At 64.5% G+C, this 13,594-nt stretch carries 14 protein-coding genes; 6 read left to right on the top strand and 8 right to left on the bottom strand.

Annotation, left to right across the window (positions count from 1 at the left end):
- Positions 1–182: 182 nt before the first annotated feature.
- On the bottom strand, positions 183–989 hold the full coding sequence (locus tag ACPFL9_RS06470) for an isoprenyl transferase (RefSeq protein WP_426006491.1): 807 nt from the start codon (positions 987–989) through the stop codon (positions 183–185).
- A gap of 108 nt (positions 990–1,097) precedes the next feature.
- On the opposite strand from ACPFL9_RS06470, the gene trhA reads away from it, so the two are divergent.
- Positions 1,098–1,751 (top strand): PAQR family membrane homeostasis protein TrhA, encoded by a 654-nt coding sequence (gene trhA / locus ACPFL9_RS06465; protein WP_426006489.1) that lies wholly within the window; start codon positions 1,098–1,100, stop codon positions 1,749–1,751.
- A gap of 156 nt (positions 1,752–1,907) precedes the next feature.
- Here the strand turns inward: trhA and ACPFL9_RS06460 are convergent, their stop codons facing one another.
- Together ACPFL9_RS06460 and mca are read right to left on the bottom strand one after the other, a co-directional pair.
- On the bottom strand, positions 1,908–2,186 hold the full coding sequence (locus ACPFL9_RS06460) for a hypothetical protein (protein ID WP_426006487.1): 279 nt from the start codon (positions 2,184–2,186) through the stop codon (positions 1,908–1,910).
- A 104-nt stretch (positions 2,187–2,290) separates the two neighbouring features.
- Complete coding sequence (mca, locus tag ACPFL9_RS06455; RefSeq protein ID WP_426006486.1) at positions 2,291–3,196, bottom strand: mycothiol conjugate amidase Mca; 906 nt, start codon at positions 3,194–3,196, stop codon at positions 2,291–2,293.
- Positions 3,197–3,271: 75 nt separating this feature from the next.
- Between mca and ACPFL9_RS06450 the strand changes: the two genes are divergently transcribed.
- A complete protein-coding gene (locus ACPFL9_RS06450; protein WP_426006484.1) occupies positions 3,272–3,730 on the top strand; it encodes a DUF4307 domain-containing protein in 459 nt (152 codons plus the stop codon).
- A 151-nt stretch (positions 3,731–3,881) separates the two neighbouring features.
- Entirely contained in the window at positions 3,882–4,376 is a 495-nt protein-coding gene (greA, locus tag ACPFL9_RS06445; protein ID WP_426006482.1) for a transcription elongation factor GreA, read from the top strand.
- A gap of 120 nt (positions 4,377–4,496) precedes the next feature.
- Here greA and ACPFL9_RS06440 read toward each other — a convergent pair whose 3' ends face one another.
- The 4 genes from ACPFL9_RS06440 to ACPFL9_RS06425 all read right to left on the bottom strand — a co-directional run bounded on the left by ACPFL9_RS06440 (position 4,497) and on the right by ACPFL9_RS06425 (position 8,724).
- Positions 4,497–5,135: a rhomboid family intramembrane serine protease gene (locus ACPFL9_RS06440; protein WP_426006481.1), complete on the bottom strand. Its 639-nt coding sequence runs from the start codon at positions 5,133–5,135 to the stop codon at positions 4,497–4,499.
- A gap of 51 nt (positions 5,136–5,186) precedes the next feature.
- Positions 5,187–6,425 carry a threonine ammonia-lyase gene (gene ilvA / locus ACPFL9_RS06435; RefSeq protein ID WP_426006479.1) on the bottom strand — a complete coding sequence of 413 codons (1,239 nt, stop codon included), beginning with the start codon at positions 6,423–6,425 and terminating at the stop codon, positions 5,187–5,189.
- A gap of 3 nt (positions 6,426–6,428) precedes the next feature.
- Positions 6,429–7,709: an AI-2E family transporter gene (locus tag ACPFL9_RS06430; protein ID WP_426006478.1), complete on the bottom strand. Its 1,281-nt coding sequence runs from the start codon at positions 7,707–7,709 to the stop codon at positions 6,429–6,431.
- A 64-nt stretch (positions 7,710–7,773) separates the two neighbouring features.
- Positions 7,774–8,724, bottom strand: a complete 951-nt coding sequence (locus ACPFL9_RS06425) for an aldose 1-epimerase family protein (protein ID WP_426006477.1) — start codon at positions 8,722–8,724, stop codon at positions 7,774–7,776.
- 101 nt (positions 8,725–8,825) lie between these two features.
- Here ACPFL9_RS06425 and galT point away from each other — a divergent pair, with 101 nt between their 5' ends.
- From galT to ACPFL9_RS06410, 3 genes are all read left to right on the top strand, one after another.
- Positions 8,826–9,977, top strand: a complete 1,152-nt coding sequence (gene galT, locus ACPFL9_RS06420; protein WP_426006476.1) for a galactose-1-phosphate uridylyltransferase — start codon at positions 8,826–8,828, stop codon at positions 9,975–9,977.
- Entirely contained in the window at positions 9,974–11,134 is a 1,161-nt protein-coding gene (gene galK, locus ACPFL9_RS06415; RefSeq protein WP_426006475.1) for a galactokinase, read from the top strand. Before galT ends, galK begins: the two co-directional genes overlap by 4 nt.
- 67 nt (positions 11,135–11,201) lie before the next feature.
- Entirely contained in the window at positions 11,202–12,440 is a 1,239-nt protein-coding gene (locus ACPFL9_RS06410) for an acetyl-CoA C-acetyltransferase (protein ID WP_426006474.1), read from the top strand.
- 66 nt (positions 12,441–12,506) lie between these two features.
- Here ACPFL9_RS06410 and ACPFL9_RS06405 read toward each other — a convergent pair whose 3' ends face one another.
- A complete protein-coding gene (locus ACPFL9_RS06405) occupies positions 12,507–13,418 on the bottom strand; it encodes a Bax inhibitor-1/YccA family protein (RefSeq protein WP_426006473.1) in 912 nt (303 codons plus the stop codon).
- Positions 13,419–13,594 lie beyond the last annotated feature (176 nt).

Raw genomic sequence — 13,594 nt, 5'->3', positions numbered from 1 at the left:
GCCTCCCCTGTAACTGGTGCGATGATCCGCTCCATCTACTGGCCTCCCCGATCAGCGGGCGGTTTTGCCTGCTGATGGGATTAACGTAATCCTGACCACATGCATTTCCACAATCATCGGGCGGCAAGTCGCGTGACGGGTGTGTGAATTCCACGTAAACCACGCCGCCGGTGGGCGGTGGTTCAGGATCCGAAGCGCCGTTGCCGGCCCGCGTAGTCCCGCAAGGCGCGGAGGAAGTCCACCTTGCGGAATGCCGGCCACAGGGCTTCGCAGAAGTAGAACTCGCTGTACGCGCTTTGCCACATGAGGAAGCCGGAAAGCCGTTGCTCGCCCGATGTGCGGATCACGAGGTCGGGATCGGGCTGGCCGCGGGTGTAGAGGAAGCGGGAGATGTCGTCCACCGAGAGCTCGTCGGCGACCTCGGTGATGCTTCTGCCCTTTGCTGCCGCATCGTGGAGCAGCTCGCGCACGGCATCAACGATTTCACGACGGCCACCATAACCGACGGCCACGTTGACGTGGATTTTCTCGTGGACCGGAGTGCGCGCAGTGAGTTTGTTGAGCCGCTCGGCGAGGTAGTCGGGCAGGAGTTCGGGGACGCCCATGGCGTGGACGGAAATGTCTTCGTTCTCGTCCAGGCGGTCCATGGTGTTGGCGATGATCCCCATCAGCAGGTCCAGTTCTTCGCCGGACCTGTTCATGTTGTCGGTAGACAGCATGTAGAGGGTGACCACTTTGACGCCCAGTTCCTGGCACCAGCCAAGGAATTCGTGGATCTTGTCCGCCCCCGCCTGGTGGCCCTGGCTGGTGGGAGCGTTGAACTGGCGGGCCCAGCGGCGGTTGCCATCCACCATGACGCCTATGTGCCGGGGGATTCTGTCCTGCTTGAGGGACTGCAGGAGCTGGCGTTCGTAGAAGCCATAGAGGAAACCGGGCAGTTCCACCGGACTCTCACCTGACTTCCTTCTGTGTACGACGACGGCGCACATCCAAGGCTACCTTCCCCAACCGTCCGGCTGCTGCAGCCGAACCCTGATGAGCAGGGAAATTTGAGCTACCAGTCAGTAACTTACCGAACCGTAGGTTACTCTTTAACAATGGCCGAACTGCTCGTCACCAAGCCCCTTTGGCGTGGATGGATCCATGCCGTGGCCACACCCTTCGCGTTGGCTGCAGGCATTGTCCTGGTTGCCCTCGCCCCTACGGCGGACCGGAAAATCACCTCCGCCGTCTATGCCCTGACGGGGATCCTCCTCTTCGGCGTCAGCGCGGTCTACCACCGCGGCAACTGGAGCCCCAAGGTCCGTATGGTGCTCAAGAGGCTGGACCACACCAACATCATGCTGGTCATCGCAGGAAGCTACACTCCCCTGGCGTGGTCGCTCCTGGAACGCTCCCAGGCTGTGACGCTGCTGTGGCTCATCTGGTCCGGGGCGATCGTCGGCGTCCTCTTCCGCATCATCTGGACCCACGCGCCCCGGTGGTTGTACGTGCCTGTCTACGTTGCCCTTGGCTGCGGCGCCCTGTTTTACCTTCCGCAGTTTTTCGCCGCCAACGCTCCCGCAGCGGTCCTCATCTGCGTGGGCGGTGCCCTCTACATCGCCGGTGCGGTGTTCTATGGCATCAAGCGGCCGAACTTCAGCATGAAACACTTCGGCTTCCACGAACTCTTCCACGCCTTCACGGTGCTGGCCTTCACGGCACACTTCATAGCGATCATGATGGCCGTACTCAGTCCAGGCCCGATTTAGGACTCCAACGCCGGCATCCGCGCAAGCCCGGCCTCAAGCTCCGCAACGGTAGCGGGCTCGCTCCAGCCGGCCACCCGCCGTCGTTATCAGCCTGGACGGCAACCACTGGGCCGGCCCAGGACGTTTTCAGCCCCGGGCCAGCGGTTTCCGTTCCCCTCAGCGGGTCCCGGTTCCGGCATCGCCGTTCTCATCCGCAGCGCCCCCGGCATCAGCCTGGGCGGCAAGGCGGGCCTCTTCCACTTGGGCGCGGTACCGCACCCGGCGGATACGGCGCACCATGTCCACGATCAGGAACGTCGTGAGGATCACGATGAAGGCCGTCAGCACGAAGCCCCAGGTACCGGGCGTCACCTGGTCCTCGGACAGGCCGGGCCGCAGCGAAGGTGTCGGCGCTGGCGACGGGCTGACAGACAGGGCGAGGAGCAAGTGGTGCACGTTGAAACCTTCTATGGGAGCTGATGCAAGCCGGCTGGCCTCATCCGGAGCCCGCAGCAGCAGCCGGCAGGCAACTTCTACGAACGATAGAAACTAGCTGGTACCTATCTTATCCCCGCAAAGAGATCCTTTTCAGGCAACTCCGACTCCACTGTGGACTTGACCAGTGTGTAGTCCTCCCACGGCCATGCCGTTCGCTGCAGGTCCGGAGAAACAGCAAAGAAGAAACCGACAGGATCGATCTGGGTCCGGTGGGCGCGCAGGGCGTCGTCGCGCACTTCGAAGAAATCGCCGCAGTCCACCTGCGTGGTGGTCCGGTGTCCGGGGGGCGGCGCTGTGTGGCCTTCGGCATCGGCCTCGAGCCAGGCGGCCAGGCGCTCCGCGTAGGGCGACTGCAGGCCTGCTTCCTCCAAGGCGAAGTGGAGTGCACGGAACCGTTCCGGACTGAAGGCACGGTCGTAGTAGAGCTTGCTGGGCGCCCAGGGCTCTCCTGTACCGGGATACCGGTCCCGGTCACCAGCGGATTCGAAGGCCTCGACGGCTACTTTATGGGCCATGATGTGATCCGGGTGCGGATACCCGCCGTTTTCGTCGTAGCTGATGATCACGTGCGGTTTGAAGTCACGAACCAGGCGGACCAAGGGTGCCGCGGCGCGTTCCAACGGCTGCAGCGCGAAGCAGCCGGCAGGCAGCGGCGGAAGCGGATCGCCCTCCGGCAGCCCCGAATCCACAAAACCGAGCCAGCGCTGGCGGATACCCAGTACCGCGGCCGCATTGGCCATCTCCAGGCGGCGGGCGCCGGCCATGTCCCGTTTGGGATGCGGGGCATCCTCCATGGCAGGGTTCTGGATGTCACCGCGGGAGCCGTCCGTGCACGTTGCCACCATGACGTCCACACCGTTGGCGGCGTACATCGCCATGGTGGCTGCACCCTTGCTGGACTCGTCGTCCGGATGGGCGTGGACGGCGAGCAGGCGCAACTGCTGATCGGAACTGCTGGACGCTGTCACGTGACGGCTCCTCTTTCATGAACGGTGCTGAAAAGGCTGTGCGGGAGATACCGGGATCCGCACTAAACTGGATGGGTGACTTCAGAGGACCTATCGGCCACCGAACTTCCGGCAAGCAACAGCCTAGCCAATCGCTACGGCGGCCAAAAGCGCGGCATGGCACGGAAGACCCAGCGGAACATCGTCATTGCCGCCTTGGTCTTGGGCATCGGCTTCGCAGCCTATGTGGCCACGGGTTCGGCGCAGGCTCCGGTCACGTTCAAGGACATCGGCTACAGCACCATCGACGGCACCCAGGCCGAGGTGGACTACCAGGTCACCAAGTACCCGGGCGCCACTGCCAAGTGCGCCGTGAAAGCCATGGATTCCAAGTTCGCCGTGGTGGGATGGAAGGTCGTGGAGGTCGGCCCGAACCAGCCGGAGGAAAACGCCGACGGCGGCCGGACCACCGCCCAGCGCACGGTCCTGAGGACCGAATCACCTGCTGTTTCCGGTGTGGTGGACAGCTGCTGGATCGTGGACAGCGGCAAATAGCGCCCCATGTGATGTGCAACTCAACCGGTTTGGGTTCATCCAAAGGATTTACTACAATGGATGAAACCTTCACCCCGTTAAGTTGGTTACTGAGTTTCAGAGTGGCCACCTCGGCGGGGTCTTTTGCTTGTCAGATCAAGAGGAGAAATCCGTGTCTACCACCAACGGCGCCACTGCAGCTTGGCTTACCCAGGAAGCTTTCGACCGCTTGAAGGCTGAGCTGGACCACCTTTCCGGCGCTGGCCGGGCGGAAATTGTCCAGAAGATCGATGCCGCACGCCAGGAAGGCGACCTCAAGGAAAACGGCGGCTACCACGCAGCCAAGGAAGAGCAGGGCAAGATCGAAGCCCGCATCCGCCAGCTCACCGTGCTGCTCCGCGATGCCCAGGTGGGAGAATCCCCCGCAGACGACGGAATCGTTGAGCCCGGCATGCTGGTGGTTGCCCGCATCGCTGGAGACGAAGAGAAGTTCCTTCTGGGTTCCCGCGAAATTGCCGGCGATTCAGACATCGACGTCTTCAGCGAGAAGTCGCCGCTGGGCGCTGCCATCATGGGCCACAAGGAGGGCGACAAGCTGAGCTACACCGCCCCCAACGGCAAGGAAATCCCGGTGGAGATCGTCTCCGCCAAGCCGTACGTCGGCTAAGACGCCCCACAAAAACGCCGGCCATCCGTTCACGGATGGCCGGCGTTTTGCGTACCCGGCTCCCCCAACTGGGTCGCATTTGTGCGCGTTTTGGGCCCTCAAAACGCGCACAAATGCGACCTAGTTGGGTGAGCGTGGGATGGAGGAGTTGTTCGTTCGGTTCTTCGGGCGCAGGAGTATCGCTGCCACGATGCCGCCGATCGCCCCACCCAGATGGGCCTGCCAGGACACGAATCCCATGACGGTGGGAAGCACCCCGAAAAGGATGCTGCCGTAGGCCATGAAGAGCACCACGGAGAGCAGGATCTGCCACCAGTTGCGGTTGAAGAAGCCGCGGACCAGCAGGAAGGCGAACAGTCCGAACACCAGCCCGGACGCTCCCACGGTGACTCCTCCCCCGCCGATCAGCCAGACGGTCAGTCCGGAGCCAAGCCAGCTGAAGGCCAGCGCCGTCAGGAACACCCGCGCGCCTGCGAGGAATACCAGGAATCCGAAGATGATGAGCGGGAGCGTGTTGGAGAGCAGGTGGTTAAGGTTGGCATGCAGGAGGGGGAACGTCAGGATGTCCAGCACACCGTCCACGTTGCGCGGCCTCAAACCGAAGGTGCGGTTGAGGCCGTGCATCATGAGGGTGTTCAGGAACTCGATGACGTACAGGAGGATGACAAATCCACCCATGAACAGCAGCCCGCCCTTGGCCCGCGCAGCGAGCGTCTCCTTGGACGCGGCTTTCGAGCCGTCAGGTGTTTCGAGGACCATGCCTTCCCCCTTGCATCAGTGGCATCAACGGACCGGATGTTCTCGTGGCTTTCAGTGAACAACGATTGGCTGGAAGCCTTCTGCACGCAGGGCGCCGAGAACCTGCTCACCGTGTTCATGGCCCTTGGTTTCCAGGTTGATGGTGATCGAGACATCGCCCATGCTGATCGACCCGCCCAGGCGGGTGTGGTCCAACCCGGTGACGTTCGCGTCGTTTTCAGCGATGATGCGGGCGATCGTTGCCAGCGAGCCGGGGCGGTCGTCCAGCATCATGCGCACGGTCATGAACCGGCCTGCGGCCGACAGACCGCGCTGGATGACTTTCAGCATGAGCATGGGATCGATGTTGCCGCCGGAGAGCACGACGGCGGTGTTCCCCGGGTTTTCGATCTTGCCGTCCATGAGTGCGGCTACTCCAACGGCACCAGCGGGCTCGACCACCATCTTGGCGCGCTCGAGCAGGAAGATCAGCGCCCGCGCCAGTGAATCTTCGCTCACGGTCACGACATCGTCCACTAGTTCACGGATGATGCTGAACGGGAGCTGTCCCGGACGGCCGACCGCGATGCCGTCGGCCATGGTCGAGACTTTCTTCAGCGGCACCAAGGCGTCGGCGGCCAGCGACGGCGGGTACGCGGCAGCGTTCTCTGCCTGCACGCCGATCACCCGGATATCGCGGCCCAACTCCTTGGCCTTCTCTTTGATGGCCACCGCAACACCGGCCAGCAGCCCACCGCCGCCCACGCCCATCAGGATCGTGTCCACGTTGGGAACCTGCTCCAGGATTTCCAGGCCGATGGTGCCCTGCCCTGCCACGACGTCCACGTTGTCGAAGGGATGGACAAACACAGCACCGGTTTCATCCGCATACCGCTGGGCCTCGGCCAGGGCTTCGTCCACGTTGTGGCCGTGGAGGACAACCTCGGCGCCGTGGCTGCGGGTTGCTGCCAGCTTGGGGAGGGCAACACCAAGCGGCATGTAGATGCGTGCGTTGATGCCCAGGCTCTTGGCCGCCACCGCGACGCCCTGGGCGTGGTTGCCGGCGGAGGCGGCAACCACTCCACGCTTCTTTTCTGCGTCAGACAAGCGGGCCATCCGCACATAGGCGCCGCGGACCTTGAAGGAACCGGCCCGCTGCAGGTTCTCGCACTTGAAAAAGACATTGCCGCCCACGAGGCTGCCCAAGGCTCGGGACGACTCCACCGGAGTCTTGGTAATAATGCCCTCGAGCAGCTCCTGCGCCTTGAGGACATCGTCCAGCGTGACGGGCAGGGTTTCGAGGGTATTCACGGACTATTCTCCTTTGTTGGTGTCGGCCGCCGGCTGCCCCGTGGTGGAGCTGCCGGATGCCTTGGTGTTACGGGCGGCGCTCTTGGCGCCGGCGGATTCGGCCCCGGGGAGCCTGGCTTCCTTGAAGTTGGAATCTCCGTCGGGTCCGGGCGAACCGGCGGCAGTTGGGGATTCCGCCGCGCCCAATCCTTCATCATGTTCCCACGTCCGGCCCGCAATGTACCGAACGGCCGTGTTTGCTACGGCGAGCAGCGGCACCGCAAAGAGGGCGCCGGGGATCCCCGCGAGGTAGGATCCGGCCGCCACCGTCAGGATGACCGCCACGGGGTGCAGCGCCACAGCCTTGCCCATGACCAGGGGTTGGAGGATGTGGCTTTCGAGCTGCTGGACCAGCAGGACGATGGCGAGCATGATCAGCGCGTTGATGGGTCCGTTGGCCACGAGTGCGAGCAGAACGGCGATGGCTCCGGTGACCAGCGCACCCACCACCGGGATGAAGGAGCCGATGAAAACGAGCACTGCAAGGGGCAGCGCCAGGGGCACCTGGATGATGGCTGCTCCCACGCCGATGCCAACTGCGTCCACGAAAGCCACGAACATCTGGATGCGGACGTAATTGACCATGGACGTCCAGCCGCGCCGGCCTGCTCCGTCTGCCGCCCGGCGTGCTGCCTTGGGCAGAAGCCGCACAATGAACGCCCAGATGCGGCTGCCTTCGAGCAGGAAGAAGATCAGGATGAACAGCGCCAGGACCAGGCCGGCGGCGAAGTGGCCGGCAGTGCTCCCAAAGGACAACGCGCCGCTGAGGATGCTGCTGCTGTTGTCCTGGAGGGCTGCCGCGGCATCGGAGATGTATTGGTCGATCTGGTCCGCGGTCAGGTGCAGGGGGCCGTCCGCGAGCCAGGCCTGGATCTGTTGGATTCCGGCAAGGGCCTCATGCCACAGCTCTCCGAAGCCCGAGATCAGCTGCCTGCCCACCAGGGCCAGGGCACCGGAGATGACGCCGATGAAGGCCAACACCGTTATGGCCACAGCCAGTCCATTCGGGACCCCGCGGTTCCGCAGCCAGGCCACCACCGGATACAGGAGGCCGGCCAGCAGTGCGGCGACCATGACGGGGATGATGAGGAAGCTGACCTTGCCGAGGAGCCACACCAGGGCCCCGATCATGAGCAGGATCAGGCCTGCGCGCCAGGACCACGCCGCCGCGATCCGGACCCCGTAAGGGATGTCCTCTGCTATTTGGCGGTCAGAGCGCGGTTTGGCGTCAGGCATTGGCGTCATAAACCCATAATTCCGCAGGGCGCGCTGTATGGGAAACCGGAGCGCGCGCTACGGCCTCCGGGACCTAGACCGACGCCGTGATGCCCCACGCCATGGTGAAGGATTCTCCCGCCCCAAGCCACCGCAGCCCGTCCCCGCTGTTGAAGGCGTTGGCCGGTCCGGTCATGGGCTCGATGGCAACGGCCCGGGAGCGTCCAGGGAAGATATGGGAGACATACACGTGCACATAAGCGCAGTTCACATCCTGCTCCAGGCTGACGCTGCGGCCATCAGGTGCGGCCAGCGTATGGCGGGCGATACCGGCGTCGTACTCCAGGTCCGTCAGGGCGACGTCTACGTCAAGGTCGCCCACGCGGCTTCCCTTGGACAGGTCGAAGACCCCGTCGGCTGGGGCGGTGCTGCGCGGGATGAGGCGGTCGTCTGCCACCAACCGCGTGGCGGCCTTGACCGTCAGGACCAAATCCTCGGGCGGTACGTCGCCCAACCTCAGGTACGGGTGGGCGCCGAGGACGAAGGGAGCTTTGTCCTGGGAGTCGTTGATCAGGGTCTGCCGCACCCGCAGGTCCAGGTTGGCGTCCACTTCGTAGCGAACCCGGTGTCGCACCAGGAACGGATAACCGTGCTGCGGGAACACGGTTGCCTCGAGGGTGACCGAGTGCTCTGATTCGTCCACCAGCGTGTAGCCGGTATTCCGCAGGAGGCCGTGGCTGGCATTGTTGTACTTGACCTCGGTGATATCGAGTTGCTGCTTCTTGCCCTCCAGCAACCAGGCGCCGTCCTCCACCCGGTTGGCCCAAGGAGCCAGCGTGATGCCGGTGGCGCCGGGTGGAATGTCGGCGTCGCCGTAGCTCTCGGTCAGTTGGACGCCATTGCGGGAATACAGGCGGAGGCCCGCAGCGAGCTCCGTCACGACGGCGAGCGCGTCGCCGCGGCGGAGTTCGAACTGGCGTCCGGTGGCGAAGCGCCGTGGCTCTGCGTGGTGGCCGGTTTCAGCGGAAGGTGAGGAAGCAGGCATGGGAACCACCGTACTGCATCTGTTGGCTTCCCTCCCCGGATTCAATGTTAAGTTTTGTGAGAATCTATGCGCTTTTGGGTGATTGTGGAATAATGGTCTGCATGACCCGCATTACCAGTACCCGCCTTGCGGACAGCCGCGAGCTGATCTACTTCGATGATCCAGGAACTCCGGAGCGCATGCCCGCCTCCTTGGCGGACCACCGCGACCTTCCGGTCCGCGGTGAGCCCGGCGAAGTCCGGTTCGATGCCTTGTCGGGTGAATGGGTGGCCATCGCCGCACATCGGCAGACCCGGACACACCTGCCGCCGGCCCATCAGTGCCCCATCTGCCCCACCACTGAGGAGAATCCGTCGGAGATCCCCGCCGCGGACTATGACGTGGTGGTTTTCGAGAACCGCTTCCCGTCACTGGGTCCGGCGGTTGGTGACATCCCGGTACCACCTCCCGCGGGAGGGTCCGGCCACGGGATCAAGGGTCCGGCCTTTGGCCGGTGCGAGGTCGTGGCTTTCACTCCCCGGCACACCGGTTCGTTCGCCGAGCTGGGGGAAACCCGCGCGCGGACAGTCATCGAAGCCTGGGCCCACCGCACGGAAGCACTGAGCGCCTTGCCGGGCATCCGCCAGGTTTTCCCGTTCGAAAACCGCGGCGCCGATATCGGCGTGACGCTCCACCATCCGCACGGCCAAATCTACGCCTACCCGTACGTGACACCGCGCGCTGCCACCTTGGGTGCTGTGGCCCGGAAGTACTACGACGACTCCGGCGCCAAAGAGACCCTGGGGGCCTCCCTCTTGAAGGCTGAGCGCGAAGACGGCAGCCGGATGGTCCTGGAAGCAACCCACTTCAGCGCGTACGTGCCGTTCGCTGCCCGGTGGCCCCTTGAAGTGCACCTGGTTCCACACCGCAGCGTCCCGGACCTTGCAGCCCTGACGGGCGAAGAACGGGACGAACTCGCCCACGTCTACCTGGACCTGCTGAAGCGGCTGGACGCCCTTTACCCTACGCCGATGCCGTATATCTCCGCTTGGCACCAGGCGCCCTTGGACCCGGCCCTCCGCCCTGCAGGCCAACTCCACCTTCAACTCACGTCCCCCCGCCGCGCAGCCGATAAACTCAAGTACCTCGCAGGGTCCGAGGCCGCCATGGGGGCGTTCATCAATGACACCACCCCGGAGGCCGTCGCGGACCGCCTGCGAAGCGTCGCGGCTAAAGCCCCTGTTTCCCAGACCCTGGAAGGCAGCCCAGCATGAGCACCACCACGGACACCAGCGCCCTCACCGCCCGTTTCCGGGAAACCTTTGGGTCGGCTCCCGACGGCGTGTGGCAGGCGCCGGGGCGCGTCAACCTGATAGGTGAACACACCGACTACAACGAGGGCTTCGTCCTGCCGTTCGCCATCGACAAGACGGCCAAGGTGGCCCTTCGGGTCAGAGATGATTCCAACGTCCGGTTGCTGTCCACATTCGGCGGGCACGGTGTGGTCGAGGCCGACCTCGCGGGGCTGGAACCGGGATCCGGCGAAGGCTGGGCCCGGTACCCCTTGGGGGTCGCATGGGCGTTGCAGGAGCAAGGCATCGACATCCCCGGATTCGACCTCCTGCTGGATTCCGACGTGCCGTTGGGTGCCGGGCTGTCCTCTTCACACGCCATTGAATGCGCCGTCATCACCGCGCTGAACGAGATCACCGGAGCCGGTCTGGGTGCCGAGCAGCTGGTCATCGCCACCCAGCGGGCCGAGAACGTGTTCGTAGGAGCTCCCACCGGCATCATGGACCAATCGGCCTCACTGCGCGGAGCCAAAGGGCATGCGGTGTTCCTGGACTGCCAGGACCAGCATGTGGAACTGGTGCCGTTCGACGCCGAGGCGTCCGGTTTGGTCCTGCTGGTGATCGACACGAAAGTCTCGCACTCCCACGCTGACGGCGGTTACGCTTCCCGCCGCGCGTCCTGTGAGCTGGGGGCAGAGGTACTGGGCGTCAGGGCACTGCGCGACGTCGGACTGGAGGCTTTGGAAGATGCAGCAGGCCTGCTGGATGAGATCACGCTGAAGCGCGTCCGCCACGTTGTCACCGAGAACGATCGTGTCCTCCAAACCGTGGAAGCCCTGGCCGCCACCGGGCCGGCAAGCATCGGCGCGTTGCTGGATGCCAGCCATGTTTCCATGCGGGACGATTTCGAGATTTCCTGCCCTGAACTGGACATCGCCGTGGATACGGCCCGGGCCAATGGGGCCATCGGCGCACGGATGACTGGCGGCGGGTTCGGCGGCTCAGCCATCGCCCTGACCCCGGTGGGCAAGGAGCAACAGGTGCGTGACGCCGTCGTCGTGGCCTTCAGCGAGGCGGGGTTCATGGCACCGGACATCTTCACCGTGACTCCTGCGGCCGGCGCATTGCGTCTTGCCTGAACGCCGCCGAGGCGTGCGTTCGGCATCCGCCCGGCGTCCAGCCATGTGCCGGGCGTAAGCTGGGCCCATGACTGAGGCTGTGATCGTTTCCACTGCCAGAAGCCCGATCGGCAGGGCCTTCAAGGGCTCCCTCAAGGACGAACGCCCCGACGACCTCGCCACGGCCATGGTGCAGGCTGCCCTGGCCAAGCTCCCGGGGTTCGAGCCGGCCAGCGGCCCCGGGACCGGGCTGGACGACATCCTGCTCGGCTGTGCGGAGCCCAGCGGCGAGGCCGGTTCCAACATGGCGCGGGTTGCTGCCGTGCTCGCAGGCCTTGACCGCGTTCCCGCTGCGACCGTCAACCGGTTCTGCGCGTCGAGCCTGCAAACATTGCGCATGGCCTTCCACGCGATCAAAGCAGGCGAAGCCCACGCCGTGGTGTCCGCAGGGGTGGAAAGCGTCTCCCGTTATAAAGACTGGGCCGGTGCCGGGGAAACCGACGCGGCCAACCATAACCCATTGTTCGGCGCGGCAGCACAGCGGACGGCGGCGCGGGCAGCGTCCAATATCCCTTGGACCGACCCCCGGCTTGGCGGGCGGTTGCCGGATATCTATATCTCCATGGGCCAGACCGCCGAGAACGTGGCCACGACGTATGGCATTTCCCGGCGGGAGCAGGACGAATGGGGTGTCACCAGCCAGAACCGGGCCGAGGCTGCTATCGCGTCCGGCTTCTACGCGCGGGACATCACCCCGTACACGCGCAGGGATGGCACTGTGGTGGATCGGGACGACTCCCCCAGGCCGGGCGTTACGTTGGAGGCGGTCTCGGCATTGCAGCCGGTGTTCCGTGCGGAAGGTACCGTCACCGCCGGGAATGCCTGCCCGTTGAACGATGGCGCCGCGGCTGTGGTGGTCATGAATGAATCAAGGGCACGGGAACTGGAGCTCCAGCCCTTGGCGCGGATTGTGTCCACAGGCGTCAGTGCGCTCTCACCGGAGATCATGGGCCTGGGGCCGGTGGAGTCCACCCGCCGGGCCCTCGCCCTTGCCGGGCTGACCATGGAGGACATTGACCTGGTGGAACTCAACGAGGCTTTCGCCGTCCAGGTCATAGCGAGCGCACGCGAGCTGCAGATCGACCCGGAGAAGCTGAACGTCCACGGTGGTGCGATCGCTTTGGGGCATCCGTTCGGGATGACCGGTGCGCGAATGGCCACCACGCTGCTCAATGGTCTCCAGGACCGCGACCAGACCCTGGGGCTGGCCACCCTGTGCGTTGGCGGTGGCCAGGGAATGGCGGTCGTGTTCGAGCGCTTGAGCTGAAGGGTCTCTTAACGGGACGTGCCCCGAAGGTTTCCCTTCGGGGCACGTCCAGAGGAACGGATGCCGTTAGTCGTCGCCGCGCAGGATCGCCAGCAGGCGGATGATTTCGACGTAGAGCCACACGAGGGTGACAGTCAGGCCGAAGGCAGCGGTCCAGGAGTAGCGCTCGGGAGCACCGGCGCGAACGCCTTCCTCAATGCTGGTGAAGTCCATGATCAGCGAGAACGCCGCCAGGCCGATGGCCAGGATGCCGATGAAGACACCCAGCGGGATGCCGGCGATCTCGAAACTCGTGCGGAGGCCGAAAGGCTCCTGCACAGCACCGGTCCACATCATCACGAGGTTGATCAGCGCGAAGACTGCGTACCCGATGGTGGCGATCATGAAGAAGCGGATCATCTTGGGGGTGGCACGGACCTTGCCGCTCTTGAACAGCAGCAGCGTGACGCCAAAGACAGCCAAGGTGCCGATGACTGCCTGAAGGCCGACGCCCGGGAACATGCCGTCGAGAACGCGGGTGAGGCCACCCAGGAAGAGACCCTCAAGGCCTGCGTAAGCAAGGATCAGGGCCGGCGACGGCTGCTTCTTGAACGTGTTGACCAGCGCCAGGACGAAACCGCCCAGCGCGCCGACGATCATGAGCATGGTAGCCAGGGCAGGAGCCACGAACAGGGTGACCGCGGCGCCGATGACCAGCACCACCAGGCACATGACGGTCTTCATGATGACGTCGTCGTAGGTCATGCGTCCGGTGTCCGCAGGACCTGCAGCCGGCTGGTTGTACATCTGCTGCAGCTGTTCGTGCGTCAGGTTCTGCTGCTGCGCCGCCCAGGCGGACTGGGCGTCCATGACCTGGCCGGGTGCCCGGCCAGGGACCTGGTTAAACTGCTGGCCGTACGGGTTCTGCGGAACAGGCGGCGCCTGTGTGGCTCCACGGAAATTCTTTCCGTTGAAGATCGGGTTTCCGCCAAGTGCCATTGCGGGTGTCCTCCTGAAAAAGGGCTAAGTGATAATTCACGGTACCAATTACCACGCGTTCAGGGCAGGGAAAGTTCCCCTGTTCACCCAGACGACACTGAACCGTGACACGACAGGCCCCTGCCGCCGTCGTAAGTCGCCCGCCTTCCCCCCTCCGAAGGTTGCCTGTGACGCCA

The sequence above is a fragment of the Paenarthrobacter sp. NyZ202 genome, from assembly GCF_049860755.1.
Lineage (GTDB): Bacteria > Actinomycetota > Actinomycetes > Actinomycetales > Micrococcaceae > Arthrobacter.
The sequence above is the reverse complement of the archived record's forward strand: the minus strand, read 5'-3'. Positions and strand labels throughout refer to the sequence as shown.

Coding starts and splice junctions, on each gene's coding strand:
- trhA (WP_426006489.1), top strand. CDS start 1,098: ATGGCCGAACTGCTCGTCACCAAGCCCCTTTGGCGTGGATGGATCCAT.
- ACPFL9_RS06440 (WP_426006481.1), bottom strand. CDS start 5,135: ATGGTCCTCGAAACACCTGACGGCTCGAAAGCCGCGTCCAAGGAGACG.
- ACPFL9_RS06425 (WP_426006477.1), bottom strand. CDS start 8,724: ATGCCTGCTTCCTCACCTTCCGCTGAAACCGGCCACCACGCAGAGCCA.
- ACPFL9_RS06470 (WP_426006491.1), bottom strand. CDS start 989: ATGTGCGCCGTCGTCGTACACAGAAGGAAGTCAGGTGAGAGTCCGGTG.
- galT (WP_426006476.1), top strand. CDS start 8,826: ATGACCCGCATTACCAGTACCCGCCTTGCGGACAGCCGCGAGCTGATC.
- ACPFL9_RS06410 (WP_426006474.1), top strand. CDS start 11,202: ATGACTGAGGCTGTGATCGTTTCCACTGCCAGAAGCCCGATCGGCAGG.
- ACPFL9_RS06430 (WP_426006478.1), bottom strand. CDS start 7,709: ATGACGCCAATGCCTGACGCCAAACCGCGCTCTGACCGCCAAATAGCA.
- galK (WP_426006475.1), top strand. CDS start 9,974: ATGAGCACCACCACGGACACCAGCGCCCTCACCGCCCGTTTCCGGGAA.
- ACPFL9_RS06405 (WP_426006473.1), bottom strand. CDS start 13,418: ATGGCACTTGGCGGAAACCCGATCTTCAACGGAAAGAATTTCCGTGGA.